The following is a 25,700-nucleotide window of genomic DNA, read 5'->3' on the forward strand; positions in this document are numbered from 1 at the left end:
TAAACAAAAACCCCGTCAACCGAAAGTCGGCTGACGAGGCAAAAAATATGTAATCGTAGCTTAAAAAATCGTTTTATAAGGAGTATCAGCGGCGGTATTATTTACCGGGCTGCTCCTGAATACGGATCTTGTCCTCAAGAACCTCCAGTTGCTGGAGACCTGAAGCTCGCCACTGAGGTTCGCCATTCTTGAAGATAATGATGGTCGGGACGCTTCTGATCTGATATTTTGCAGAGATGTCGGGGTTACGGTCAACATCGACCTTGACAATATTTGCAGCATCGCCGACTTTATTCTTTAATTCATCAAGAATAGGGCTCTGCATCTTGCAAGGGCCACACCAAGTTGCGAAGAAATCTACAAGCGTAGGCTTGTCACTGTTGATTATTTTTTCGAAATCGTTCATAGCTTTTAGGATTTTGTTTGCCTATATAACACCACCCAAGCTATGAATGTTTTCACAATAAAGATTCTTTAACCACCGCGCTGATTTCCTTGAATGCATAGCTGCGTACAGAGCTGTCACGGAGGCGCAGAGTGATGATTCCATCCGGTGCGACTGACTCCACACGAGCCTCGATCAGCTCACCCCGGAGATTGTCGCGGTATGGATAGAATGTATCCGTGCGCCAGAGCGCATCGAAGTACCGCTGCCGGAAAAGACTTTCGCCCTCCGTTGTGGCCACCGAACGGAGAGCTTCGTCAACCTCCTGGAGGATCGCTTCGCAAAACTCAACCGTCAGCGCACCGACATCAAACTTCAGGCCGGAAATCTGAAACATCGACACCGGGTTAGGAGCATCCGACAGGAAGCATAGCTGATTGACGTTGATCCCCACACCGACTATCGAATGGTTGATACCGGACGAGGTGATGCTGTGCTCTATTAGTATGCCGCATATCTTGCCGTCGGCCACATAGATGTCGTTTGGCCACTTGATTTTCACCGCCTCACCGGGCAGATGACGCTTCAACACCTCTACGATAGCCAATGAGACCGCCTCCGACAGGATGAACTGACGCGACGGATGGAGACCTTCGGGCCGCAGGAGCATCGACATGGTGATATTCGCTCCGGGAGCTGACTCCCACGAATTGCCGCGCTGTCCGCGCCCTGCCGTCTGCCTGCGGGCGGCCACGACTGTCCCGTGAGGTGAGGCCGGGGCAATCGAGGCAAGATACGTGTTGGTCGATGCACATTCGTCAAGCTCGATCAGCTTCATAGAGCCGCGATCTCTTCAGCCGTACCGACCGATAGACGACGAGCCCCGTCAGGGAGAACGTCGATCTTCACCCATACGGTGTCGTCAGGAAGAATGTCGGCCACGCGGTCAGGCCATTCGATCAGACAGAGTGCGCCTGAATCGAGATAGTCCTCGATACCTATGTCAAATGCCTGTTCGAGGTTTTCGATACGGTAGAGGTCAAAATGATAGATGAGCTCGGCAGTGGTGTCGGAGCGGTACTCGTTGACAATCGAGAATGTAGGAGATCCAGTCGGATCATCCTCCACACCCAGCGCACGGCTGAGCGCGTTGATAAACGTAGTCTTGCCTGCTCCCATCTCGCCGTCGAAAGCGAAGACGGTGGCATCGTCCATCAGACCGAGAAACTCGTGTGCAGCCTCAGCAAGCGCATCGGCATTAGGGATCATTATCTGTTTCATATATATCTGTAATATCTTTAGTTTTTTAATGTTGACTCTCGTCCTGATACACGGAAAGTGTATCAGATATAATTAAATTTCCGATTTTAGGGCCAGCGCAAGCGTAGGCCCTAAAAACGATTTAATTTTCTTGCCGGTTACTTTGCTGTGAGCGTGATGAGCGGGACGAGCATCTCCTCCGGCGATATGCCGCCGTGCTGAAATGTCCCGTCGTAATACTGGACATAGTAGTTATAGTTGTTCGGATAAGCGAAAAAGTCACGGCCAGTAGCGAAGATATAGGTCGATGACACGTTCGGGGCCGGAAGTCCAAGTTTAGCCGGATTCTTCACCTCATAGACCTGCTTCTGATTGTAGGCCAGATTTTTTCCTATCTTATATCGCAGATTAGTATTGGTATTCTTATCGCCCACCACCTTGATCGGATTATCCACACGGACTGTGCCGTGATCGGTCGTAAGGATGATCTTATAACCCTTGGCCGCTATACGTCGGAAAATCTCTATGGCCGACGAGTGGCGGAACCATGACTCCGAAAGCGAACGGTAAGCAGCATTGGTCGATGCAAGCTCACGGATCATCTTGGATTCAGTACGGGCGTGGGAAAGCATGTCGATGAAATTGAAGACGATCACGTTCAGATCGTTCGACAGCAGGTTCGAGAACTCGCGCAGCAGCTTCTCACCGGCCGCCGAATCGTTGATCTTGGTGTAGGAGAATTTACAGTGGCGGCGGTAACGCTCAAACTGCGTGGCTATCAGTGGCGACTCGTTGAGATTCTTACCCTCCGGCGAATCCTCATCGACCCACAGCTCCGGGAACATTGATGCTATATCCTTAGGCATCAGTCCGGAAAATATGGCATTGCGGGCATACTGCGTGGCCGTCGGGAGAATGGAGCAATAAAGCTCCTCACGGAAATTGAACGTGTCGGCAAACAGAGGCTTGACAGCGGCCCACTGATCAAGACGGAAATTGTCGATCAGTATGAAAAACACCTTCTCACCGGCATCAAGCAACGGAAATACGTGGGTCTTGAATACTTCAGGCGACATCAACGGACGGTCGGTCATCTGCGGATCAGTAATCCAGTCCGCATAATTGTTTTTCACGAACTTCGCAAAAGCCGTACCGGCCTCCTTGCGCTGCATGTCGAGAAGTTCGTCCATCTGCGTCTCGGCGGCTGACAGCTGCATCTCCCAGTGGACAAGCAGACGGTAAAGCTCCATCCAGTCAGCCATTGTCGTGGCCGAACCGATAAGCTGCGATATGCGCGTGAATTCCTGACGGTAGTCACTGCCGGTCTGAGTCGAGACAAGCTCATCCGAATGCAGATTCTTCTTGATTGAAAGAAGTATCTGCTTGGGGTTGACCGGTTTGATCAGATAGTCGGCGATCTTGTTGCCCACGGCCTGATCCATAATATTCTCCTCCTCGCTCTTGGTTATCATGATCACAGGGATGTGGGGAGCTACAAGCTTGATCCGCTGCAGAGTTTCCAGACCCGTGAGACCCGGCATATTCTCATCGAGAATTATAAGATCAAAATTTTGCTCATCCACAAGCGCAAGCGCATCCGCACCGCTGCACGCGGTGACGACATCGTAACCCTTCCCTTGCAGGAACATTATGTGAGGTTTAAGCAGATCTATCTCATCATCTGCCCAGAGTATTGTTGAAGCCATGTAATTTTTAAATTTCCTCGCGCTGCTTTATTTTTTTAACATTATTAGCACCGAAATTTCTCAAATATTTCGGTGCTAAGTTAGTCAATCTTTTTCATATCTTAAAATATTCTCACATCTCAGTCATGCCTCAATCATCCTCATCGCCTTCGCTGCCGAGGGGGTAATCGGGAAGTGAGGGAGTCTGCGGTGTGATCGGGACGACTTTCGGTGCGGGCACAGGCTCTTTCTTGGGTGTCACCTTTGGTTTGGGTGCAGGCACGGACGGTTGTTTTGTCGTCTTTGAGGGTGTTACAGGTACATTCTTCGCCGGAGTGGTGGCGGGAGTAGCCGGGGTTACACCTGTCGGCGTGGAGATACTATCCGCCGAGGTAGCCGGGGTTGCTTTCTCGGTGGAGGTAGCCGGGGTCGCGGACTGTCCGGCAGGAGTTACGACCGGAGCTGGAACATCGGCCTTCCTGAGTGTATCCGGTTTAGCCGGACTCTCATCCCTTGTAGTGTCAACCTCGCGTACAGGCATTCCGGCGGGATCGGACTGGCCTGCACTCTCAATGCTATCCTGCGTAACAGCCTGCACCGGTAAGACATCCTTTGGCCCTGTCGATCCATCTTTTTCCGCCGATGAAGCCGTCCGTCCGGACTCTGCGGATTCATCATCCGTGGCATACATCTCATCCGCCGAGGGATATTCATCCGGCGGCAGGACTGATTCGTGGGTCTCACGCACAGTCTCCTCGCCGATAAAACGAAAATAGTCATCAAACGATCCGCCACCTTGCAGAAGTTTCTCGAAATTGCTCTTGCTGATCTGAACCGGACGCACACCCTCAGGGATGGTCACACCCTCGTCGCGTGCAAGCAGCGAACGGTAATGATTCAGCTCACCCTCATTACGGAAACCCTTGATGACCAACAGACCGAGACGGCCGAAATTCATCACTTCGAGGTCGAAATCACGTACCATATATGTGGTAAAGTTATGACGTGCCACATCAAAGAGAAGTCCGTTGGGCGAAATATCTTCCGTAGAGAACAGCAGGACGAGATAGTGAGGCTCTTCGGGGGCGAGCACGAACTCAATCTCCCCCGGATCACCGTTGGCGGTAGAGTCGTTGGAAAGACGGATGTCCCAGAGCATACCGCGCATATTCGAACCTCCGCTACGCAGTTTGCGTCCCTGCGCAAGCCCTTTGAGATATGACGAGGCCATCGGCGTGACGTCGGTCTCCGGATAGCGTTCGAGAAGATCCTTCAACGTCTTGCCGAATTCCTCCGGTTTGTCATCCGTCACAAATGCAAGTGCATGAAGGAACATGAATTTAGGCATGAGTGGCGACAGCGGATAGTCAGCCACCATTTTCTCGTATGCCTCGTGGACATGCCTGTTGTCATCAGCAAGATACGCCGCGTATGCCTCATCATAGAGAGCCTCCTGACGCGCGAACATCGAGCGGAGATTGTCGATATAGGCCGGATCGGCCATAGCCTTCGCGTAGGCCGACTCAGGAAATTCCGACAGGATCAACTGACGGTAACGCTCGGCCTCGGCAGGGCGGTCGCTGCGCACGTTCATCAGGTATTCATTATAATATATGTCGAGGCGATACACATTGTCGGAGTAACGGCCGAGTAGATTCTGCCACTCGGCATCAGCGGCATCGAAATCCTCAAGCTTATCCTTGAGTATGAGACCTGAATTGTAGAGGCCCTCGCGTATGACATCCTCAGCCGTAACCTTCTCGACATCGCTGAAAGGTATCTGACGCAGGTAATATTCACGCTCGTGCGGATCGGAAGCCTTGGCCGCCTCGGTCTTGGCCTTTTCGGCTGCCTCCGGATCATCGGTATCGTCAGGCGACACCTCCCCTTCGGCGAGATCCTCCTCACCATCACCGGATTCACTGAAATCATCGAAACTGAACGAAGCCTTGTTGCGACGTCGCCAGTCATTTTCAAGCTTGCGCGAACCCCACCGCTTCTGGAAGTCAGTGCGGCCGGCATTGCGTGCAGCCGTATTGTAGAAGTACCACGACTTATCAGTATTCAGTGAGAACGAATTGGGTGTCTGCGCATTGTTCTGCTTCAGGCCCGACCCGGCTGCTTCCTGCTGTGCCAGATACTCCTCGCGCTTGGCGGCATCTGCCTCCTCCTTCTCTTTTTTCTTCAGATCGGATATAATCTTGTCAATCACGGCAAGACGCTCAGCCTCCGGCATGGCGGCGAGGCGCAGGAGCGAGTCATTCAGAACCACATTCTGTGTATAGACGGCAAGCTCGTCGAGCACATCGGACCGACGCTGCAGAAGGGCGAGATCCGGATAATCGTCGGGGAGCAGGGGCACAGCCTCGGCATAACACGGCTGGGCGAGATCATAGCGACGGCGGTCAAAGTAGAGACCTCCCAAAGTAATCTGCGAGAAAGCCTTCTCCACTCCGCCACGCGTAGAATTTTCAGCGGCAAGGACATAATTGGCTATAGCATTGGCCGTGTCGCGGCGCGAGAGATAGAGATTGCCTATGGCATAATAGGTCTGATCAAGATATTCCTTGTTGCGGTCATAGCGGGTCATGCGCCTGAGGGCCTTGACTTCCGGTTCGATGTCCGCGCCCTGAAACACCTCGCTCTGCTTGATGCGGGCATTGAATTTAGTGCGGTAGGAAGCCGATGTCGAACTTCCGGCCTTTTTGTATGCCTGATATGCGGCCGCGTTGTCACCCTCGGCAGCATAGAGCTGACCAAGCAGGAAATTAAGACGGGTTTTCTGCGATCCGCTTGCATAACGCAGTGCCTCCTTCAGCATCGGTATGGCCTTGGGATTGTCGTGGGAACGGATGTAGAAATCAGCGGAAGTGAAGTAATAGAGTTCCTTCAGGGTCGAATTGGTCAGCTCGTCGGGTTTTATACGAGTCAGGATGGTCTCGGCCTCGAAAAGCCAGTCAAGCGCGCAGTAACTGCGTGCCTGCCACAGCTTGGCCTCGGTGACAGTGACCGGAAGCCATGAGAAATGCTTGGCGACATAGTAGAACGTCGAGGCCGCTCCGAGAAAGTCACCGTTGAAGTACTGACTGCGCCCCATAAGCATCCATGCATTATGGAGAAAGGGATTGTATTCCTCCCGTTTGAGCCACTGCTTATACTCCGGATCATTTGACCTGCCCGGCTTTCTCTGCGGACGCTTCTTGATGGAGTGGAGCTGTATGGCTTTCTGAGCCTTCTCTATGGAGCGGGTGAATGACCCGGTAGGCTGCGGAGCTTTGGGATTGGCATAGGCTTCCACCGGGTGCATGAACAGCTGTGATGTATAGTCGTCCTCGTAGGCCCTCTCCAGCTCCTTCAGTGTCTCCTTGAAATGCTCGTTACCGTTGAAATACACATTGTAACGTGTGATGAACGCCTGATAATTGCGCGTGGCGGCAGTGTTCTTTTTGGTCGAGCACGACGAAAGGGCCGCGACGATAACCGCGACGATAACAACCGAAAGAAACCTTATAGGAAAAAGGGTCGGGAAGAGGCTGAAAATCCGTTGTCTCATCTCTCTTTTAACGATAAAATCGGGAGGAATATTGCATATCGGACAGGGGTATAAAAAAATTGTCCGCTGCCCCTTTCGATCAAGGAGCAACAGGACCAAAGCCAAAAGGCGTCAAATAGTTAAAAACTATTCCTTTCCAATAATGTAGAGATTATATCATACTTACACTACACCATTTGTTGTCCGGTGAGACGCCGTCACGGCGGACCACTGACCAATGTTGCCTTTTTTCCTTAGTCCAAAATTATGAATTTAATGCGTAAAAATTTTATCAGTCCAAGGATTGCAACTAAATGGTGCTTCTTTTCAGCCACAAAGGTAAGAAGTTTATTTGGACAGGAAAAACCATATAATTTTTATTAACTATTTTTAACCTATGTAGAGTGAACTTTTTCGGATGTCGGCAAGAGTGCTGCGACCCCTCCATGGTCACCGAAACTCATCGTTTACAAAAAAATGCAGTGACAAAGAGATGATTTCACAATTAATTCGTATTTTTGTCAATCTTATGGCCTCTACCGGCTGTTTATAGAAACACAGCTTACGGTTTCACCCCACAACGGGTGGCCTATTGCTTGGCCATAAACATCTAACCCAACCATTTTACCCGGAAACCACGATGAAGAATATAATCCTTTTTGATCCGGAAGAAGTGCGTAGCCGTCTCCTTCCGCTTACCCTTACCCGTCCGGTGGCACTTCTGCGTCACGGCATAACCACAATCTCCGAGAAGTGGCAGCGCGCCATACCCGGCACATACTCCTACTCTACGCAGGATTATCTGTCGATGAAATATCCCATGGTCGAGGCCGCGGACGGTGACAATCTCTTCATTGCCGGCAATCTTCATCCGGATTCCGCGCTCGTTGAGGCTATACTCGCCCTTGAACCCGGGCAGGAGCTCCTCCATCAAGGCATCCGTCTGGCCAAACGCGGCAACGGTGATCCGAAAGAGAGCGTGGCCTACAGGGACACTCCCTTTGCCATCAATAATATCTGGGACATCTTCATGCTCAACGACGAGGCTGTCCGCCGCGACTTCGCCATCCTCACGGAGGGCCGCAAGTCAAAACCGTTGAGCGATACCTGCCGTCTCATCGGTGACCCCTCCCAACTCTTCATCGAAGAGGGTGCGACAGTCGAGGCCGCTATAATCAACGTCACCAAAGGCCCGGTATATGTCGGTCGTGACGCTGAAATCATGGAAGGCGCATGTCTGCGCGGCCCGATAGCGATGTGCGAGCACTCCGTGGTCAACATGGGTGGAAAGATCTATGGGGCGACCACTCTGGGCCCGTACTGCAAGGTGGGCGGTGAGCTCAACAATGTCGTGATGACCGGCTACTCCAACAAGGCTCATGACGGCTTCCTCGGCAATGCCGTAATCGGCGAATGGTGTAACCTCGGTGCCGGATGCACAGCCTCCAACCTGAAGAACACCTACGGTCCGGTAAAGATCTGGAGCATGGCGGAAGGCCGTTTCGTAAAGACCGATCTGCAATTCTGCGGACTCATAATGGGCGACCACTCAAAGGCCGGCATCAACACAATGTTCAACACCGCAACCGTCGTAGGCGTAGGTGTGAACTTCTATGGTGCAGGCTTCCCGCGCACATATCTCCAATCGTTCACCGAAGGATCTCCTCTCGGCATGAAACCCGTCATCATGGAACGCTTCTTCGACACCGCATCGCGCATGATGGCACGCCGTCACAAGGACCTGACTCCGATCGACAAGGAGATCTATATCAACATTCATGAACAGAGTCTTGAATAAGACTCTGCCGGAGAATCCATCCGACTTCCAATTGACTAACAAGAAACCAACAACATAACGCAATGCCAAACGTATCGGAACGCGGCACCATCATGCCCGCCTCGCCTATCCGCCGTCTCGCCCCGCTCGCTAACGACGCTAAGGCAAGGGGCATCAAGGTCTATCACCTCAACATCGGACAGCCCGACGTCCCCACTCCTCCCGCCGGGCTGGAGGCACTGAAACACATCGACCGCAAGGTCCTTGAATACAGTCCCTCGGCCGGACTCCCTTCACTCCGGGAAAAACTGCGCGAGTATTACCACCGCTTCAACATCGAGGTGGATGTCGATGACATCATCGTCACCACCGGCGGTTCTGAAGCCGTGCTCTTCGCATTCATGGCCTGTCTCGATCCCGGCGACGAAATCATAGTCCCCGAACCGGCCTACGCCAACTACATGGCCTTCGCCATCTCGGCAGGAGCAAAGATCATCACCGTCCCCTCAAACATAGACCAAGGTTTCGCCCTTCCGCCGGTCGAGAAGTTCGAGGAGCTGATCACCCCGCGCACCAAGGGCATCCTCATCTGCAATCCCAACAACCCGACGGGTTATCTCTACACCATGAAGGAGATGCTCCAGATACGCGATCTCGTGAAGAAATATGACCTCTTCCTGTTTTCCGACGAGGTCTATCGTGAGTTCTGCTACACGGGTGCTCCCTACATCTCCGCTTTCCATCTTCCCGGCATCGAGGAGCAGGTGGTGCTGATCGATTCCGTCTCGAAACGTTACAACGAGTGCGGCATACGCATCGGTGCGCTCATCACCAAGCATCCTCAGCTCAAGACTAACGTGATGAAATTCTGTCAGGCACGTCTAAGTCCTCCCCTGCTCGGACAGATCGTGGCCGAGGCATCCATTGACACTCCGGGAGAATACATGCTCGCCACATATAATGAATATGTGGAACGCCGCAAGTTTCTCATCGACGAACTCAACAAGATCCCCGGCTGCTATACGCCGATCCCGATGGGCGCGTTCTACACCGTGGTCAAACTCCCGGTCGATGATGCCGACAAATTCTGCCAGTGGTGTCTGCGAGATTTCAACCTCGACGGCGAAACCATCTTCATGGCCCCTGCCTCCGGTTTCTACACCACTCCCGGCATGGGCAAGGATGAAGTCCGTATGGCCTACGTCCTCAACAAAGAGGATCTCGCGCGCGCAATGAAGATCCTCGCCGCCGCCCTCAAAGCCTACCCCGGCCGAACGATCTGACATATATTAAATTTGTATGAAAAAATGTGGTGAAAAAAATTTTTTTTCACCACATTTTTTCATACATTTGCGTGATTAATTTATTTTTCGACAACCATTCTCCAAATGCGTCTGATTTCGCTGATATTAGCCTCATTTATCATGATCATGTGCATTACGCCTGCATTTGAACATGACAATTGCATGCTGTGTCAATGTCAGGATAATGATTGCTGTGGAGATGATTGTGATTGCGGGTGCAGTTGCTGCTCTCCCTTCATTGCCTGTACAACTTGCACCGGTTTTAACGTTGAACACGCAACCTGTATTAATGTTGAGCCGACGCATCACCTTGTATATATATTACCTCCGATAACGAATCTTCCTTTTATATCGATTACGGTTGACACACCACCTCCACTCTATTTTCATTGTTAGGTGATACTTTATTATGTATCATTGGAATAGATCATGCGATAGATACCGTATGATCTAATGACACATGCTTATTCAACTAACCATTTCTCACTTTTCAATGAAAAAATTACATACATTTTTAGCGATCCTGATATGGTCGCTACAATCGATCTGTGCCCAAAATACCTTCAAGGCAAAAATAATTGACGGAGATTGCGGCGAAAACCTGACAGGAGCTACAGCCTTATTACAAGGTACTGATAAAGGGGCTATCGCCGATGCCGAAGGAATGATTATTATAAACGATATTCCAGATGGCCAATACACAATCATCTTTTCATGTATAGGCTATGAAACAGAACGAAAGAATTATAACTTTCCGCTCGCAAATCCCGATGAAATAATCGTCATTTCTCTCGAAGAAGATGAGAACGAACTTGATGAGGTTGTGATAACTTCCACGCGAGGCACACGCACCATAAATGACATCCCCACCCGTGTTGAATTCATCGGTTCGGAAGAACTGGAGGAAAAGAATCTCATGAAACCGGGAGATATCCGTATGCTACTTAGTGAAAGCACAGGTATTCAGACTCAGCAGACCTCGCCCATATCCGGTAATTCACTTATCAAGATTCAAGGTCTTGACGGCAGATACACACAGATACTTAAAGATGGATTTCCTGTATTCTCCGGCGCAGCGGCCGGATTGGGTCTCCTGCAGACTCCTCCTCTTGATCTACGACAGGTAGAGATCATAAAAGGGTCAGCAAGTACATTGTATGGAGGCGGTGCGATAGCCGGTCTTGTCAATCTCGTGTCAAAAACTCCGGATGAGAAACGCGACCTGCAACTGCAACTCAACGGAACTTCTGCCAAAGGACTTGATGTGAATGCCTTCTATGGTCAGCGATTCAATAAGATAGGTACAACTATCTTCACTTCCTATAACCGTAACTGGGCCTATGACCCCTCCAACGTCGGGTTTACTGCTATTCCGGAGTTTGACCGTTTCACATTCAACCCCACCATTTTCATCTACCCGAACGATAAAACGACAGGAAGCTTCGGTATCGAGACCATGATCGAAGATCGTCTCGGAGGAGACATTGACTATATAAAGCATGGGACATCAGAACTCCATTCGTATTTCGAAAGAAATAAGTCGCAACGCTATAGCTCACGCCTCGCCCTGACCTGTAGGTTCAACGACGAAAGTAGTCTTAACGTAAAAAACAGCGTCACCTTATTCCGGCGCAAAATTGCTATCCCCGACTATCATTTTGATGGAGACCAATGGACTACTTTCAGTGAGATTTCCTATATCCGATCAGGGAAAACAAGCGAATGGATCGGAGGCCTCAACCTCTGGACAGAACATTTTGATGAAAGACGCGTAACAACGCTTCCCGAACGCGACTATTCGCTAAACACGTTCGGAGCTTTCATTCAGAACACGACCACACTAACCGATCATTTCATCCTCGAAACAGGGCTGCGCGGAGATTATGTGCATGACTACGGATTCGTTGTACTGCCTCGGATCTCCGGTCTCATCAAATTCAACCACAAATTCTCAACCCGTATCGGAGGCGGATTCGGATATAAACCCCCATCAATTTTCACAGAGGAAAGCGAGAGACTCCAGTATGAAAATATTCTTCCAATCGATAAGAAATTCAATAAACTTGAACGTAGCTATGGTGCGAACATAGATTTCAATTACCGCACAGCTATTGCCGACGGAAAACTGTTGATGACGTTAAACCAACTATTTTTCTATACATATCTCCGCCATCCGCTTGAACTCAAACGTGAGGATGATGGTCTTTATAGATTTTACAATATAGCCGGGAATATGAATAGCCAAGGTGCTGAAACCAACGTCAAGCTAATGTATGCTGATTTCAGTCTGTTCTTAGGCTATACCTATACTGATGCACGTGTGAAAGAAAATGGATTGAGCCATAGGAAGACACTTGTACCAAAACATCGTTTAAATTCCATGCTCATGTATGAGATCGAGGATAGCTGGCGTATTGGTTATGAACTATATTATATCGGTAGGCAGCATCTAACTGATGGACTCATCGCAAAAGACTATGTCACGATGGGATTTATGATCCAAAAAATATGGGATAAGATTTCGGTTTATGCGAATTTCGAAAACTTCACTGACCGCCGTCAGACACGTTTCGATACAATCTATACCGGAACTCTCACAAATCCGGAATTCCGCGATATCTATGCTCCTCTTGACGGTTTTGTGGCCAATGCAGGAATAGTACTTAAATTCTGAAAAATGAACTACAAAAATTCAACTCGTCCCCGATAGGCAGATCCATACCAAATATTACTTAAAAATACATAAATACTGATTGAAATTTAGGCGTTCACGCCAACAAGTTCAATCAGTATTTTGTATATTTGCAAAGTACAAACAATCGAACACCCGAAATTAAACCTATATACAAAACAATCTCAAAAGTTACTTTCCAATGAGCAAACCTTATGTTTTAGGTATCGACATCGGCGGTACTAACACCGTCTTCGGTATTGTTGACGCGCGTGGCGTAGTCCTTGCAAGTTCATCGATCAAAACTCAGAAACACGCTGACTTCAATGACTATCTCAACGAACTTCACACCGAGGTCAACCGTCTTCTCGAAGCCAACGATGCTGTCGATAAGATCCTCGGTATCGGTATCGGTGCTCCCAACGCCAACTATTACACCGGCATGATCGAGGGCAACGTCAATCTGCCTTGGCCCTCTCCCCTGCCCCTTGCTCAGCTCGTCAGCGAGAAGTTCGGCGTGCCTGTAGCCATCACCAACGACGCTAACGCAGCCGCCATCGGCGAAATGACTTACGGTGCCGCACGCGGTCTGCGTGACTTCATCATGATCACTCTCGGAACAGGTGTCGGTAGCGGCATCGTCATCAACGGACAGCTTGTCTATGGTCACGACGGATTTGCCGGCGAGCTCGGTCACACAATCATGCGCCGCAACAACGGCCGTCTCTGCGGCTGCGGACGCACAGGCTGTCTCGAAGCCTACTGCTCGGCTACCGGTGTGGCACGCACCGCACGTGAATTCCTCGAAATCCGTGATGACGCATCGCTCCTCCGCGAAATCCCCATCGAAGCCATCACATCAAAGGATGTATATGACGCAGCCATGAAGGGCGACAAACTCGCTCAGGAGATCTTCGAATATACCGGAAACATACTCGGCGAAGCATTTGCCGATTTCACCGTGTTCTCATCGCCTGAAGCCATCATCCTCTTCGGCGGTCTCGCAAAATCAGGAGATCTGCTTCTGCGTCCGCTCCGCGAATCTATGGAGAAGCACATGATGCCTGTGTTCAAGGGCAAGGTAAAAATCATCCTTTCCGAACTCAAGGAGGCTGATGCCGCCGTCCTCGGAGCAAGCGCACTCGGCTGGGAAGCGGGCAAAGCCAATGCAGCTCCCAATCCCATAGCTGTTCCCGCAGGCAAGACCAACGAATAAATCGAACCTCATCACTGTCCGGCCTTGATCAGCCGACATGAATAAAAATATATCAGCGGCACGTGTTCTGATCCACACGTGCCGCTGATATATTTTTATCTATAGCTTGGCTCTTACTTTATCTCTACGCTGAAACCGGGTTTGTCGAGGCAATAGCACTTGGTCGGCAGCCCCTCTGGGACGTAGGAAGCGAAATCGCATGCTTTCTGGGGTTCTCCCCAGAAATGCATCGGGAAGAAATTATCCACCTTGACTTTCTCAAGGAATATTTCAGCACCCTTGGCAAAATCAGCACCCATGCGGGCATCAACGGGGAACATGGCTATCTTCACTTCAGATATATCCTCGGCAATACGGTTGACGATTGTCTTGAACTTAGCTTCGGCCCTTTCGATCTCGCGCACGGTCGATTCCTCGCTCCAGTGCCAGTCATTGAGATCTCCGGCATGGAAGATGACCTCACCGTCAGGAAGAGTGACAGCAAAACTTACACCCTCGTCAGTAGAGCCGTAGGCTTTCACCTGTTTTGTTCCGGGAATCTGCTCGATCACGTCACCGGCCGACATCCATGCGACGGATATACCCTTCTTGGGGACAAGGCGGGAGAAGATATCATTGGCGAGCACATAGGTCGGATTGCGATCCTGTGCAAGCTCGAATATAGACGTGTTGAAATGATCCGGATGATGATGCGAGACGAAGAATACTACCTTTTTCGACGGATTGTCCTTCAATACCTTTTCAAGTTTCCTATTTGGGTCTTTGTAATAGTCAAACACCATGACGGCCTCAGGGGTGGTCACCGCGAAGCCACTGTGATCAAGATATGTTACTGTAATCATAGCTCTTTGTTCTTTATGTTAAGTTTCAGATATGTATAGTAGCTGTGTCAGAATGGATAAATTCCGGGTTGATTTTTACACAGCATCCACGTATATCTAACAAAGAGCCTGTGGGGGAGGTTCAATGGCGGTAAATCTTGAGAATACCGTCCTCAAACACGAGGTAGATACCGTTTTCGTAAAGCCACACCTCGCGGATGTAGGCGTTATCCACACCGCGGTCCACCTCACGGGGTGCTCCGAGTGCCAGACGGCACTCCTCACGCGTCATTTCGAGCGCGACACGTCCGTTGATGATCCTTTCCCATGATTCATCACTGATGGAAGGATATTTCAACCGTGGATCTGAGAATGAGAAAAGCGATGCGAACGATCGCGGAGTGTAGCCGCGCGGACCGGGATGCAGGAAGATCCGGGCTGACTTTCCTTTGTCATCCGTAAATGAGACCTTGATCGGATAGACTTCATTGCCGGGGGTGACGGAGTCTATCGTCACCGGGACGAACTGGCGTCCGTTAAGCGAATTGTCCTTATCGTCGCGCCATGTGCGGGTCATGACGTAGTAATTCTGACCGTCCATCAGCTCACGCGCCTCTTCCACGAGACTTTCCTGAATCGTGAACGGAATGGATAGCATCTGCTGCTCCATCACTCTCGCCATCGGGCGGTTGATGCGATAGACGTATGTACGCCCGTTGGAAGGTTCGGTGACAAAACTGATATCGGTCACCGACGTGCCGACGATCGACGGGGCTTCCTTAGCTCCGGTAAAGACTAGCGTCTTTCCGCCAAGCGAATCGTAGGGCGAAGCCGTCGCGCCGAAGATCAGACGGATCTTATCGTCCGTGATCCTGAAACGCTTACCCGGTTTCCAGTCCGCAAGACCCTCGTCCGCGACATGGGCGAGGAAAGTATCTTCGGGGGTGATGATTATGTTCTCGCGCCTCACATCGCGTTCGCTCACACGCGGTGTGTATTCCACACCTGTAAAACAAGCCGTGAGGAATACGGTGAGAATGATCGCGGGAAGCAGCTTTAGCCGGGTAAATGATTTCATCAGTCTGTAGGTTGGATAGGGAGGGCAGAATCGTAGTTTCAAGACAGGTGGTCGTGGCAAAACAGACAAATTCCCTATGATGCCGTGTCAAAATAGATAAATTTTGACACGGCATCATAGGTTTTATACTCTAAATTTTAAACTTATTTAGGTTCTATACCGAGGTTTTCGAACATGAATGAGTACATGTCGGTGTATTCATCAATGACCTTCGCAACGGGCTTGCCCGCGCCATGACCGGCCTTGGAGTCGATACGGATGAGCTTGGGAGCGTCGCCGGTATCGGCAGCCTGAAGCGTGGCGGCATACTTGAACGAGTGAGCGGGCACTACGCGGTCGTCATGATCAGCCGTCGTCACGAGGATAGCGGGATAGGGAGTGCCGTCGTTGCTGATGTTGTGGATGGGTGAGTATTCGAACAGATACTTGGCCATTTCGGGAGAGTCTGCGCTCGTACCGTAGTCCGAAGCCCAGTTCCAGCCGATGGTGAAGAGATGATAACGCATCATGTCCATAACGCCTACGCGGGGAATGGCCACTTTGAAGAGGTCGGGACGGAGATTGACAGTCGCACCGACGAGCAGGCCGCCGTTGCTACCACCCTCGATGGTGATATAGTCCGGTGATGTCCAGTTTTCCTTGATGAGATACTCGGCGGCGGCGATGAAGTCATTGAACACATTGAGCTTGTTCATCTTAGTGCCCGCCTCGTGCCATTCCTCACCATATTCCGAACCACCGCGGAGATTTGCCTGCGCATAGATCACACCGTTTTCCAGCAGGAACATACGGTAAGCCGAGAACGACGGTGTAAGCGAGATGTTGAAACCGCCGTAACCGTAGAGATATACCGGATTCTTACCGTCGCGCTTGAGTCCTTTCTTGTAGGTGAGGAACATGGGGATCTTCGTACCGTCAGCAGAAGGATAGAACACCTGTTCGGTCACATAGTCGTCAAAGTTCACATCCTTGACCTCGGTCTGGAAGAGGAGGCGGCTTTCACCCGTCTTGGTGTCGTAGGCATACTGTGCGGAGGGCGAGGTGAATGAAGTGAAGGTATAATACACGTCGTCGGGATACTTGCGCTCGGTGTAGAGACCGACCGATCCATAGCCGGGAAGCTTCATGTCGCTTTCCTTGTTGCCGTTCATGTCATAGATGGCCACTTGGTTGGCGGCATCTTTCTCGTAGGTAAGGAAAAGCTTGTCGCCCGCGAACTGAGCCGAGGTCAGTACGCCTTCGGCTTCGGGGACGAGTTCCTTCCAATTTTCGATGGAGGGGTTGGCGAGATCTGCCACCATCAGACGTTTTTTGGGTGCGCCGTAGGAGGTGAGGATATATACCTTGTTGTCGATCACGTCAATGACATCCACGCTATAGTCCTGCGTAGGCGACATTGTGACCCAAGCACCGTTCTTGCGTACTTTAAGGGCGTTGCCTACACCCTGACCGCCGACAGTCACGAACACCACGGGCTGAGACTCGGCCACCTGTGCATGATGGAAATGGAAGGGATTGGCAGGATCGCTGAACACTACGGTGTCCTCGCTCTGCGGAGTGCCGATCTTGTGGTAATAGACGAGGTGGTTCTGATTGGCGTTGGAGAACTCCTTGCCCTCTTCGGGAGCAGGATATGCGCTGTAGTAGAAACCGTCTCCATCCCATGCGGCACCGGTGAACTTTGCCCACTCGATATGGTCGGGAAGCAGTTCCTTGGTCTTGGTGTCCATCACATAGATCTCGGTCCAGTCACTGCCACTACGACTGATGGTATAGGCTGTATATTTGCCGTCCTTGGACTGCGATACACCCGTAAGGGCCACAGTGCCGTCATCGCTGAGCGCATTAGGATCAAGGAACACTTCGCGCTCCTCGCTGTCGAGCGAGGGTTTGCGGTAGAGCACCGACTGATTCTTCAGGCCATCGTTCTCGTAGAAGTAGAACATACCGTCGTTGTCGCGGTAGCTGAGCCCGCGCTTGAGGTAGTTTGTGAGGTCAGTCAGACGTGAATTGATCTTTGAGCGGAACGGGATCTGAGAGAGATATGCTTCGGTCACCGCATTCTCTGCCTCGACCCATGCAAGAGTTTCGGCTGCAGTATCGTTTTCAAGCGGACGGTAGATATCGGGGACAGTCATTCCGAAAATCGTATCGACAGTCCCGTCCGACGGAGCGGCGGGATATGATAGCTGTTTCTGCTGCGAGCAGCTGCCAAGAGTGCCAAGAGCCAGTGTGGTCATGAGCGAGTAGGCTAAATTGCGTGATAGTGACATAAATATAATGAAGAAATGTGACTTATTTAAAGAAAGATACAAGTTACACCTACAAAATTAATACTTAATTTCCAAACCCCTCCCCAATCTTTATTATTTTTAAGAAAAATCCTGATCCACACGAGAATCTCATGCCTATCATTAGGAATTTATTCCTATCTTTGCAAAGTTCATCACAAAAACCTACACCATACCCTATAAAAGTGAAGGAATTAGCTAAAAAATAAATCTGGAAATTTAATTCACACTTTATTTCAGCAAATGTCTTGATATTCCGTAATAATAAGTTTTTTAATTAGTCCTTCATCTGTCTGCTTACCGTAAATCAATAACCTAAGAAATATGAATATGAAATTTTTATCGACAGTATCAATCGGCCTGCTGCTCTCCGCTTTCAGCGTTTCAGCGGAAGTTCCGGAAAAGGCGTTGCCTTTTATCCTTGATTCCCATGTCTATATTCAGGGGAGTGTCATGGACACGATACCTGTCTCGCTCATTTATGACACCGGTGCTGACAGGCTTTATATGGATAAAGACTATGTGGATTTATCCTCTTTCGGCAAATTGCCTTTCCGAAAAGGCAACGCGAAGATGGGCAGTGCCGGAAACGACGGAGCAAAGACTATCCCTATCATCATCGACCCTATCCCATTGAAAATGGGCGATGTGATCTATAATGAAAAGATTACTCCGATCATAAACTTGCGTGAGATTCTTGGCCGACATGCCGACGGCATGATCGGAAACAATGCGGTGTTTGACAAGCCTCTGATGGTAAATTATTCAGACGGCTACTTACTTCCTCTTGACAGTCTGACTCCCTCCATGCTTGACGGCTATTCAAAACTACCGGTGAAGTTCAATGACAACAGGGTGGATATTGAATGTGAATTGAAAATAGATTCCCTAAAAAGTATCAAAGGCCCATTCCGCCTCGATTTAGGTTGCGGTAGCACCGTGATCCTTACCAACGCGACACTGAAAGGTCTGGATCTTAGTAATAAACCTCAGGCAAAATGTTATTATTCGAATATGGGTGTCGGGGGTAGCGGATCTGATGTCAATTTCAGGGCTGAGTCTTTCAAATTCCTTGATGAACTTGACAACGTCGTCATATCCGCTTCATACAATACTGAAGGTGCTCTCTCCGACAGGTCACACGTCGGAATTATCGGCAACGAGATTCTGTGTCACTACGATCTGATAATCGATGCTCCACACAATGCACTCTACGCACGCCGCAACAGTAATTCAGACAATTCCTATCAGAAAAGCTCAACGATTCAGATGGGATACTTGGACAGGACTGATATAACGGACGGATGGATTGTCAGCAGTATCTATGACGGAGGCATAGCCCAAAAGGCAGGGTTTGAGATTGATGACTTAATATTGTCCATCAACGGACGGCCTGTCAAGGAGATTTCTTGGGAAGAGCAGCGTAATGGTCTTGGTCTCAAAGGAAAGACCACATATAAAGTCAGAAAAAAGACCGGAGAGACCGTCACATACGTCCTTGACATTGATAAAGAAATCATTTAGTTCTCCCCCTGTCAAACCGTAAAACGGTGGTGCAATCATAGCCACGATCGAGTGGATACGGGAGCACAAATCAATATGTAATTGTAGGGACGCGGCGTGCCGCGTATGCCGGATAAAATACATCAGCCTGAAATTTTGGCTACAACTATTCAATTCGGCATACGCGGCACGCCGCGTCCCTACAAGCTATTGGAATGCCGCACAGCTGTCCAGATTACTGCGTCTCTACAAGCCATTGGGTTACCGAGTCCCTACAAACTAATTTACCCCTATAGGTGTCCGGATATCACACTATCATTAGCAATGAATGTCATACTGTAGAAGTTACCCAGATGTAACAGCTCCTCATTACTTACACAATATACTATACCATTGCAAAAACTCTTGCAGACTTTGGAATGTTGTTTTAAGATACAAGGTCTAAATACATTAGGCAATCTATTAGTCCCTTTCCACTAATGAAATTATTAATCCAAACCCATTATATCTTATGAACAACATTGATTCATTGTTTGATCTTACAGGGAAGGTTGCTGTCGTCACCGGTGGTGGCGATGGCATCGGACGTGCTTCGTGCGAGATACTCGCTGCAGCCGGGGCCTCGGTCGTGGTGAGCGACCTCTCACTCGAAAAGGCACGCATCGTAGCCGACGGGATTACGGCCGCAGGAGGTAAGGCCGCAGCAACCGACTGCAATGTGCTCAACAGCGATAATCTCAGCCGCCTGATCGAATTTACAGTGACCACATTCGGGACTGTAAATATTCTCGTCAACAATGCCGGTATGGGTGGCGGAGGCCGTGAGAACCCGTTCAATATCGACCGCGCATACGTGGAGCGCATCTATGCCATTAACGTGTTCGCTCCTTGGGAGCTCTGCAAACTCGCAGCCCCCCACATGCAAAAATCAGGATATGGAAGTGTGGTCAATATCACATCGATGAGCAGCATCAACAACAGTCCTGCTATGGCGATATACGGTTCTTCCAAAGCCGCACTCAATCATCTTGCATCTAACCTCGCATTCGACTACGGCCCTATGGGCATACGCATCAACAATATCGGTCCGGGAGCAACAAAGACCCATGCGCTGGCATCGGTGCTCACTCCTGAAATCGAAGCCCGGATGCTAAAACACACACCGCTTGCGCGTCTCGGAGAGGTGTCGGACATCGCCGGAGCAGTCCTCTACTTCGCCGCTCCAGTCTCGGCATGGGTCAGCGGCCAGACCCTCATGGTCAACGGTGGAGGAGTCCAGACCCTCGACTGATGCAAACCCATCACCCCGATAGCACAGCTATTTTTAATAATTGACGATATATCAAATTTAACCCTGCTGTGTCAGAATCAAATTTATCTGTTTCGACATACCGCAAACATATTTGGACTATTTTTCAAAAATATCCATATAAAAATCGCAGATCCGCTTTTGGGCAGATCTGCGATAGAATATTGTATGTGTGTGTTCTGTCTGTGAATAGACTTAACAAGTCGGGGAAGAAGATGTGAACGCCGATGGACTGACGGCACTATTGCCGCTTTGCCTTGGAAATTTTAGGCGTCCGGTATCCCCGGAGTGTACATTGACAATCTCGCTATCAGAGTTCGTGATAGTTGTTTGTGTCATTTACACGATACATGAGGGCTGCTGATTCGCAATACCACTCGATGGCTTTCTTTACCATTTTTGTTACTTTCATAATGTGTTCATTTTAAAAGTTAAACATACATGGGAATAGTTAATTCCTGAATCTGAAGACGCCGTGAGAGGAATCGTTTCCACGTCTTCCGAATTTTAATCTCGTTCCGTTTGGCGATGTGACCTGCCTATCACTTCATTTCATCGTGAGAGCGCAGGGTGCAATCACCTGTCATACGGAAACAATCGCGTTCACCAAGTGAGCGGAGAATGTGGTGAACATCTGCCTTGAGAACTTTAAACATGTTGTTCATAATCGCAGAAATTTTAAATTAAACCTAAATATAACAATCTTTCTTTTCTGAATATCTCTACGGAACTCCCATCGGTCAACCCATCTCTATGGGTTTCGGAGAGACTCCGTTATCGACTTGCGTCAATTATTAAACAACTAAACCCGCTGCAAAGTTAGATCTATTCCACGAATTATGCTACAAAAATATGTTGTTTAACATAAAAATGGCCTATATGCTATCTCAAACGGCTGTTTTAACAATGTTAATTTAATATGTTAAATTCATCTTTCCCACAGATCTATCCTCGATTTTACCGTTTGATCTCAGGAAATCCGGGCGTAGTGGTGATGGTAAAAGCGGAGTCAGATGGATTCACGGTCACAAAAAGAGCCTCGACGTCAGGCACTCTTTCAAGCATGAGACGCGCGCTATCCGACGGAAGAGCCATGCAAGCTGTAGCGTATGCATCGGCCAGCATCGCTGTCGGGGCTATGACAGTAGCGGCAAGCAGATCCGTATGAGCCGGACGGCCGTCAAGCGTGCTTATCGTATGCCATATCCGTCCGGAGGAAGTCTGCTTAAAGTTGCGATAGTTGCCCGACGTTGCCACACCGCAATCCGTCACTACCATCACAGCCATGCGTGAATGCACGACAGCCGTATCATTCTCCACCGGAGCATCGACCATGATATGCCAGTCCTCACCACGGGGATTCCTGCCCCTCATGGCTATCTCTCCACCGATCTCGACCATGAAGTCGTTGCAGCCGTTGCGACGGAACATTTCACCGACCAGATCACAGCCATAGCCCTTGGTGATGGCCGAGAAATTAAATTCGGTCATCGGGGTCTTGCGTTGCAGACGGCCCAGTGAGTCAATCTGGCAATCACCGATCCCGACTGAAACCATCACACTGTCTATCATGGCTTGTGTAGGCTCAACCCCGGAATTGCGGTAGCCGAAGCCCCACAGGTTTATGAGCGGAGCCACCGTCGGGTCGAAACGGCCGAAACTCGCACGGTTGACCTCCTGAGAGGCAAGGAAAATGCGACGTACAAGCGAATCGACTTCACACGGTTCGCCACGGTTGATGCGAGAGATAAGCGAACTGTCGTTGAACGGCGAGAGCGAGAGTTCGACCTGCTTCATCACGGCAAGGACCGAATCCGTCAGATCCGTCGCAGAAGCGTAGGAAATATTGTATGTCGTGTTCCAGACACCTCCCTGCAGCCTACGATATTCTCCCCTACCTCCAACGCATGAGACAAGAAGCAGCGACAGCACCAAGAGGAAAAGAGCGGAAGGCAAAAGCAGACGTTTGAAAAATCTCATGTACAAGCTAATTTTTCCTCAAATTTACTGAAAAATTCAGAATTAATAAATATTTTTGCCGTCAGCAAGTGTTGTAGGAGCAGTGGGGGACGCGCCCATACACCGTCAACACCCCCAAAAATCAATCAACAATTCTAATTAATAAAAATTATAACTGATATGGATAAAACTTACCTATTTCTCGCCGACGGATTCGAGGAGATCGAAGCCCTCGCAACAGTGGATCTGCTCCGTCGCGCAGGCATCGACGTTGAGACCGTCTCCATCAACCCCACACTTGCCGTCCTCGGTGCTCACAATATAGAAGTTGCTGCCGATATTCTCCTAAAAGACTGTAAAGAGGGTGCACGCATGTATATCGTCCCCGGAGGTATGCCCGGCGCAAAGAATCTTGCCGACAATGCCAACGTGTGCCGTCTGCTGAGTTCGCAGCACGAGGCTGGAGGAAAGATTGCGGCCATCTGCGCAGCTCCGGCAGTAGTGCTTGCCCCGCTCGGTATTCTCGACGGATATGACGCCACTTGCTATCCCGGTTTCGAGGAAGGAGTGACCGCCGGCGGTGCACATCATAAGAATCAGCGTGTCGTCGTAGATCGCAATGTCATTACTGCCAACGGTCCGTCATCAGCCATTCCTTTCGCCCTCTCTATCATCGAGGCCCTCAAGGATCAGGATGTAGCCGACAAGGTAGCTTCCGGCATACTCCTCTGATCCATTTTCTCATACATATTCTCTCTTTCTCTCTTACATAGTGAATTACAGGCCATCCGGCAAGACGTGGGTTACATGCTTGCCGGATGGCCTTATTTTTGATCAGCCGGCCACAGATACAACCGGGCTGAATACGATTTTCAGAACATGAGCAAAGGGAACGAGAGTGAGCCCACTACTATTTCCCTGACGGCTGGAAAAGGTTTGAGACAGCGATACGGAAATCCGTGAACATGGCTGCGACCGGAGTCAGGATCGGTTTGAACGGAGCGACTGACTGGGGAGTAAACACTCTCAGGCCATTATGGTGACAGCAGATGGCAAGACGGTCGGGCATTTCAAGAGGTTCGCCGTCGATATGTGACGGACCACGCTGCTCACGCTCTATCACAATATTGTCCGTGCGGAAGGTATTGATAAGCATATTATGCTCGATCATCCCTGTCATCATATCGACCCCTACGAGGGCAGTCGAAAGCGTGTTGCCAGCATGTATGATCGTCACGTCAAGCAGTCCGTCGGTGATCGAGGCACTCGGAGCTATATAAGCGTTGTTGCCATACTGCGAAGCGTTGCACACGGCCACAAGAAACGCACGCTCGGTAAGTTTCTTGCCGTTGGCACTGATGGTGTAGTACTCCGGCTCATAATTGGCGTAGGTCTCGAATGTGCTCTGAAGATACGTGAACTTACCACGCGTCTTTTTCCGGGCAAAAGCCGCACTCACGGCGGCATCGAAGCCGACACCAAAAGTGCAGAAGAATTTACGGTCATTTGCCGTAGCGTAGTCTATATCCTCCGGATGATTTTCAAGTATCACTTTCAATCCTTCGCGGATATCGACCGGTATGCCGAGATGACGGGCGAGACCGTTGCCGGATCCGCATGGCAGAATGCCGAGTATCACACCTGTGCCGCAGAGAGCAGCTGCAGTCTCGTTTATCGTACCGTCGCCGCCGGCCGCTATGACCACGTCACAGCCTTTCTCCACGGCCGACAGAGCCAGACGGGTGGCATCGCCGTGGCCTTTTGTATAGACTACTTCGAGCTCCCAGCCCATCGGGCTGAGTGCGTCAGCGACCATGCGGTCAAGTCCGGCTTTATTGCGCGTGCCGGAGATGGGATTGATGATCAGACGTACTTTCATAAAATATGGGCATCAAATTGTCACGCGTCGTGTCGTGGTGCCTATTTTAAGTATGTAGATACCTTTCGTGCTCATGGTGAGCCGGTGAGTACCCGCGGGAAGTGTCTCCTGCGATATCAGCTGTCCGAGTATTGTAAATACTTTCACACTGACCTGATGCTGCGAGGCAATGTATATGGCCCCGTCACGGACCACCACGTCAGTCTGATCCGCATCGGACCGCTGCTCAGTGAATATGCGTCCGGGCACATCGACAGCCTCCCAGCGCGGAGTCGCTCCCGAAGAAAGCAGAGCCGAGATGACAATAAATGTTGCGATGATAAATTGACGCATGGACTGATATTATTCTAAAATTGATTGCAATATTGAGTATCAAAGAGTTACGCAAAAATCTGCTAAAACCTTTGTTTGTCAACGCAAAATTAGCCAAAATATTTCAGTTAGACAAGTGTTTTGGATAGAGGTCTTGGGAATTGAGGTATTTTAACCCAAGTATCTAAATATTAGATATTTACAATCCTTAATCTCATATCTCTTATTCTAAATATCTAATTTCCAATTAGTTAAAAGATTAATAGCCCTATTTTCCTACCTCTCGGAGAGGTCAAAAAAAACCTAAATCTTATAGTAAATATCTAATTTTCAATTTATTATAACATTATTGGGAGTTCTGGATTTACCACTTCTCTATCATCATATTGGAATTAACATACTTTTAACATTTGCTCTCAATCTCAAAATTACCCAATAGGGGTATAGTAAAGATTTAGTTGGTATTCAGCAACCACGCCTCACCCCCCTTTACACCGAAATTGAAATTTAAAAAAATCGTTACTCGGAGATATTAATTAATTATTGATTTCCATTCTTAGTTATTAGATTGACTCCGTAGGTTGGAATTTTATTGCCGATAGGTTAGAATTATAAGTCAAGTAGGTGGGAGGAAATCCCCCATATTTATAGATATTAAAAACGAATAAACTCCTACCTTAAACTGTTGTTATAATACAACTTGCATCCCTTTTTCAGT

Annotated in this window: 18 protein-coding genes; 7 read left to right on the plus strand and 11 right to left on the minus strand. The window is 49.5% G+C overall.

What is annotated here, in order from left to right; genetic code table 11:
- Positions 1-97 precede the first annotated feature (97 nt).
- From trxA to K2G41_RS10810, 5 genes are all read right to left on the minus strand, one after another.
- A complete protein-coding gene (trxA, locus tag K2G41_RS10790) occupies positions 98-406 on the minus strand; it encodes a thioredoxin (protein ID WP_300118066.1) in 309 nt (102 codons plus the stop codon).
- Positions 407-458: 52 nt separating this feature from the next.
- The gene (locus tag K2G41_RS10795; protein WP_300118069.1) at positions 459-1,223 is read right to left on the minus strand and encodes a biotin--[acetyl-CoA-carboxylase] ligase; all 765 of its coding nucleotides are present in this window, start codon (positions 1,221-1,223) and stop codon (positions 459-461) included.
- Positions 1,220-1,666, minus strand: coding sequence for a tRNA (adenosine(37)-N6)-threonylcarbamoyltransferase complex ATPase subunit type 1 TsaE (gene tsaE, locus K2G41_RS10800; protein ID WP_300118071.1), 447 nt, complete (start codon positions 1,664-1,666; stop codon positions 1,220-1,222). Before tsaE ends, K2G41_RS10795 begins: the two co-directional genes overlap by 4 nt.
- Positions 1,667-1,803: 137 nt before the next feature.
- Positions 1,804-3,351 carry a bifunctional response regulator/alkaline phosphatase family protein gene (locus tag K2G41_RS10805; RefSeq protein ID WP_300118073.1) on the minus strand — a complete coding sequence of 516 codons (1,548 nt, stop codon included), beginning with the start codon at positions 3,349-3,351 and terminating at the stop codon, positions 1,804-1,806.
- 130 nt (positions 3,352-3,481) lie between these two features.
- On the minus strand, positions 3,482-6,883 hold the full coding sequence (locus tag K2G41_RS10810; protein WP_300118075.1) for a tetratricopeptide repeat protein: 3,402 nt from the start codon (positions 6,881-6,883) through the stop codon (positions 3,482-3,484).
- Between the two features lie 619 nt (positions 6,884-7,502).
- Here K2G41_RS10810 and K2G41_RS10815 point away from each other — a divergent pair.
- The 4 genes from K2G41_RS10815 (at position 7,503) to K2G41_RS10830 (ending at position 13,830) form a co-directional block, all read left to right on the plus strand.
- Positions 7,503-8,660, plus strand: a complete 1,158-nt coding sequence (locus K2G41_RS10815) for a GlmU family protein (protein WP_300118077.1) — start codon at positions 7,503-7,505, stop codon at positions 8,658-8,660.
- A gap of 62 nt (positions 8,661-8,722) precedes the next feature.
- Entirely contained in the window at positions 8,723-9,922 is a 1,200-nt protein-coding gene (locus tag K2G41_RS10820; protein WP_300118079.1) for a pyridoxal phosphate-dependent aminotransferase, read from the plus strand.
- 514 nt (positions 9,923-10,436) lie between these two features.
- Positions 10,437-12,617 carry a TonB-dependent receptor gene (locus tag K2G41_RS10825; protein WP_300118081.1) on the plus strand — a complete coding sequence of 727 codons (2,181 nt, stop codon included), beginning with the start codon at positions 10,437-10,439 and terminating at the stop codon, positions 12,615-12,617.
- Between the two features lie 199 nt (positions 12,618-12,816).
- Entirely contained in the window at positions 12,817-13,830 is a 1,014-nt protein-coding gene (locus tag K2G41_RS10830) for an ROK family protein (protein WP_300118083.1), read from the plus strand.
- 113 nt (positions 13,831-13,943) lie between these two features.
- Here K2G41_RS10830 and K2G41_RS10835 read toward each other — a convergent pair whose 3' ends face one another.
- The 3 genes from K2G41_RS10835 to K2G41_RS10845 all read right to left on the minus strand — a co-directional run bounded on the left by K2G41_RS10835 (position 13,944) and on the right by K2G41_RS10845 (position 17,969).
- Positions 13,944-14,672 carry an MBL fold metallo-hydrolase gene (locus tag K2G41_RS10835; RefSeq protein WP_300118086.1) on the minus strand — a complete coding sequence of 243 codons (729 nt, stop codon included), beginning with the start codon at positions 14,670-14,672 and terminating at the stop codon, positions 13,944-13,946.
- A gap of 121 nt (positions 14,673-14,793) precedes the next feature.
- Positions 14,794-15,729, minus strand: a complete 936-nt coding sequence (locus K2G41_RS10840) for a hypothetical protein (RefSeq protein WP_300118088.1) — start codon at positions 15,727-15,729, stop codon at positions 14,794-14,796.
- A gap of 143 nt (positions 15,730-15,872) precedes the next feature.
- On the minus strand, positions 15,873-17,969 hold the full coding sequence (locus K2G41_RS10845; RefSeq protein ID WP_300118102.1) for a prolyl oligopeptidase family serine peptidase: 2,097 nt from the start codon (positions 17,967-17,969) through the stop codon (positions 15,873-15,875).
- A gap of 381 nt (positions 17,970-18,350) precedes the next feature.
- On the opposite strand from K2G41_RS10845, the gene K2G41_RS10850 reads away from it, so the two are divergent.
- Both K2G41_RS10850 and K2G41_RS10855 read left to right on the plus strand, forming a co-directional pair.
- On the plus strand, positions 18,351-19,544 hold the full coding sequence (locus K2G41_RS10850) for a PDZ domain-containing protein (RefSeq protein ID WP_300118090.1): 1,194 nt from the start codon (positions 18,351-18,353) through the stop codon (positions 19,542-19,544).
- Between the two features lie 490 nt (positions 19,545-20,034).
- Entirely contained in the window at positions 20,035-20,814 is a 780-nt protein-coding gene (locus K2G41_RS10855) for a glucose 1-dehydrogenase (RefSeq protein WP_300118092.1), read from the plus strand.
- Positions 20,815-21,789: 975 nt separating this feature from the next.
- On the opposite strand, the gene K2G41_RS10860 is transcribed toward K2G41_RS10855, so the two are convergent.
- Positions 21,790-22,812, minus strand: a complete 1,023-nt coding sequence (locus K2G41_RS10860) for an FAD:protein FMN transferase (protein ID WP_300118094.1) — start codon at positions 22,810-22,812, stop codon at positions 21,790-21,792.
- 159 nt (positions 22,813-22,971) lie between these two features.
- Here K2G41_RS10860 and K2G41_RS10865 point away from each other — a divergent pair, with 159 nt between their 5' ends.
- Positions 22,972-23,523: a DJ-1 family glyoxalase III gene (locus tag K2G41_RS10865; protein ID WP_300118096.1), complete on the plus strand. Its 552-nt coding sequence runs from the start codon at positions 22,972-22,974 to the stop codon at positions 23,521-23,523.
- Between the two features lie 178 nt (positions 23,524-23,701).
- On the opposite strand, the gene K2G41_RS10870 is transcribed toward K2G41_RS10865, so the two are convergent.
- Together K2G41_RS10870 and K2G41_RS10875 are read right to left on the minus strand one after the other, a co-directional pair.
- Positions 23,702-24,670 carry a diacylglycerol kinase family protein gene (locus K2G41_RS10870; protein WP_300118098.1) on the minus strand — a complete coding sequence of 323 codons (969 nt, stop codon included), beginning with the start codon at positions 24,668-24,670 and terminating at the stop codon, positions 23,702-23,704.
- 12 nt (positions 24,671-24,682) lie between these two features.
- The gene (locus K2G41_RS10875) at positions 24,683-25,003 is read right to left on the minus strand and encodes a T9SS type A sorting domain-containing protein (protein WP_300118100.1); all 321 of its coding nucleotides are present in this window, start codon (positions 25,001-25,003) and stop codon (positions 24,683-24,685) included.
- Positions 25,004-25,700: the final 697 nt, after the last annotated feature.

The sequence above is a fragment of the Duncaniella sp. genome (assembly GCF_029056165.1).
In the GTDB taxonomy this organism is placed as follows: Bacteria; Bacteroidota; Bacteroidia; order Bacteroidales; family Muribaculaceae; genus Duncaniella.

Excerpts from the sequence above, each read along its gene's own strand:
- K2G41_RS10845 (WP_300118102.1), bottom strand. The coding sequence starts at position 17,969 with ATGACCACACTGGCTCTTGGCACTCTTGGCAGCTGCTCGCAGCAGAAA.
- K2G41_RS10860 (WP_300118094.1), bottom strand. The coding sequence starts at position 22,812 with ATGAGATTTTTCAAACGTCTGCTTTTGCCTTCCGCTCTTTTCCTCTTG.
- K2G41_RS10825 (WP_300118081.1), top strand. The coding sequence starts at position 10,437 with ATGAAAAAATTACATACATTTTTAGCGATCCTGATATGGTCGCTACAA.
- K2G41_RS10820 (WP_300118079.1), top strand. The coding sequence starts at position 8,723 with ATGCCAAACGTATCGGAACGCGGCACCATCATGCCCGCCTCGCCTATC.
- K2G41_RS10830 (WP_300118083.1), top strand. The coding sequence starts at position 12,817 with ATGAGCAAACCTTATGTTTTAGGTATCGACATCGGCGGTACTAACACC.
- K2G41_RS10815 (WP_300118077.1), top strand. The coding sequence starts at position 7,503 with ATGAAGAATATAATCCTTTTTGATCCGGAAGAAGTGCGTAGCCGTCTC.
- K2G41_RS10865 (WP_300118096.1), top strand. The coding sequence starts at position 22,972 with ATGGATAAAACTTACCTATTTCTCGCCGACGGATTCGAGGAGATCGAA.
- K2G41_RS10810 (WP_300118075.1), bottom strand. The coding sequence starts at position 6,883 with ATGAGACAACGGATTTTCAGCCTCTTCCCGACCCTTTTTCCTATAAGG.
- K2G41_RS10875 (WP_300118100.1), bottom strand. The coding sequence starts at position 25,003 with ATGCGTCAATTTATCATCGCAACATTTATTGTCATCTCGGCTCTGCTT.
- K2G41_RS10870 (WP_300118098.1), bottom strand. The coding sequence starts at position 24,670 with ATGAAAGTACGTCTGATCATCAATCCCATCTCCGGCACGCGCAATAAA.
- trxA (WP_300118066.1), bottom strand. The coding sequence starts at position 406 with ATGAACGATTTCGAAAAAATAATCAACAGTGACAAGCCTACGCTTGTA.
- K2G41_RS10850 (WP_300118090.1), top strand. The coding sequence starts at position 18,351 with ATGAAATTTTTATCGACAGTATCAATCGGCCTGCTGCTCTCCGCTTTC.
- K2G41_RS10835 (WP_300118086.1), bottom strand. The coding sequence starts at position 14,672 with ATGATTACAGTAACATATCTTGATCACAGTGGCTTCGCGGTGACCACC.
- tsaE (WP_300118071.1), bottom strand. The coding sequence starts at position 1,666 with ATGAAACAGATAATGATCCCTAATGCCGATGCGCTTGCTGAGGCTGCA.
- K2G41_RS10855 (WP_300118092.1), top strand. The coding sequence starts at position 20,035 with ATGAACAACATTGATTCATTGTTTGATCTTACAGGGAAGGTTGCTGTC.
- K2G41_RS10840 (WP_300118088.1), bottom strand. The coding sequence starts at position 15,729 with ATGAAATCATTTACCCGGCTAAAGCTGCTTCCCGCGATCATTCTCACC.
- K2G41_RS10805 (WP_300118073.1), bottom strand. The coding sequence starts at position 3,351 with ATGGCTTCAACAATACTCTGGGCAGATGATGAGATAGATCTGCTTAAA.
- K2G41_RS10795 (WP_300118069.1), bottom strand. The coding sequence starts at position 1,223 with ATGAAGCTGATCGAGCTTGACGAATGTGCATCGACCAACACGTATCTT.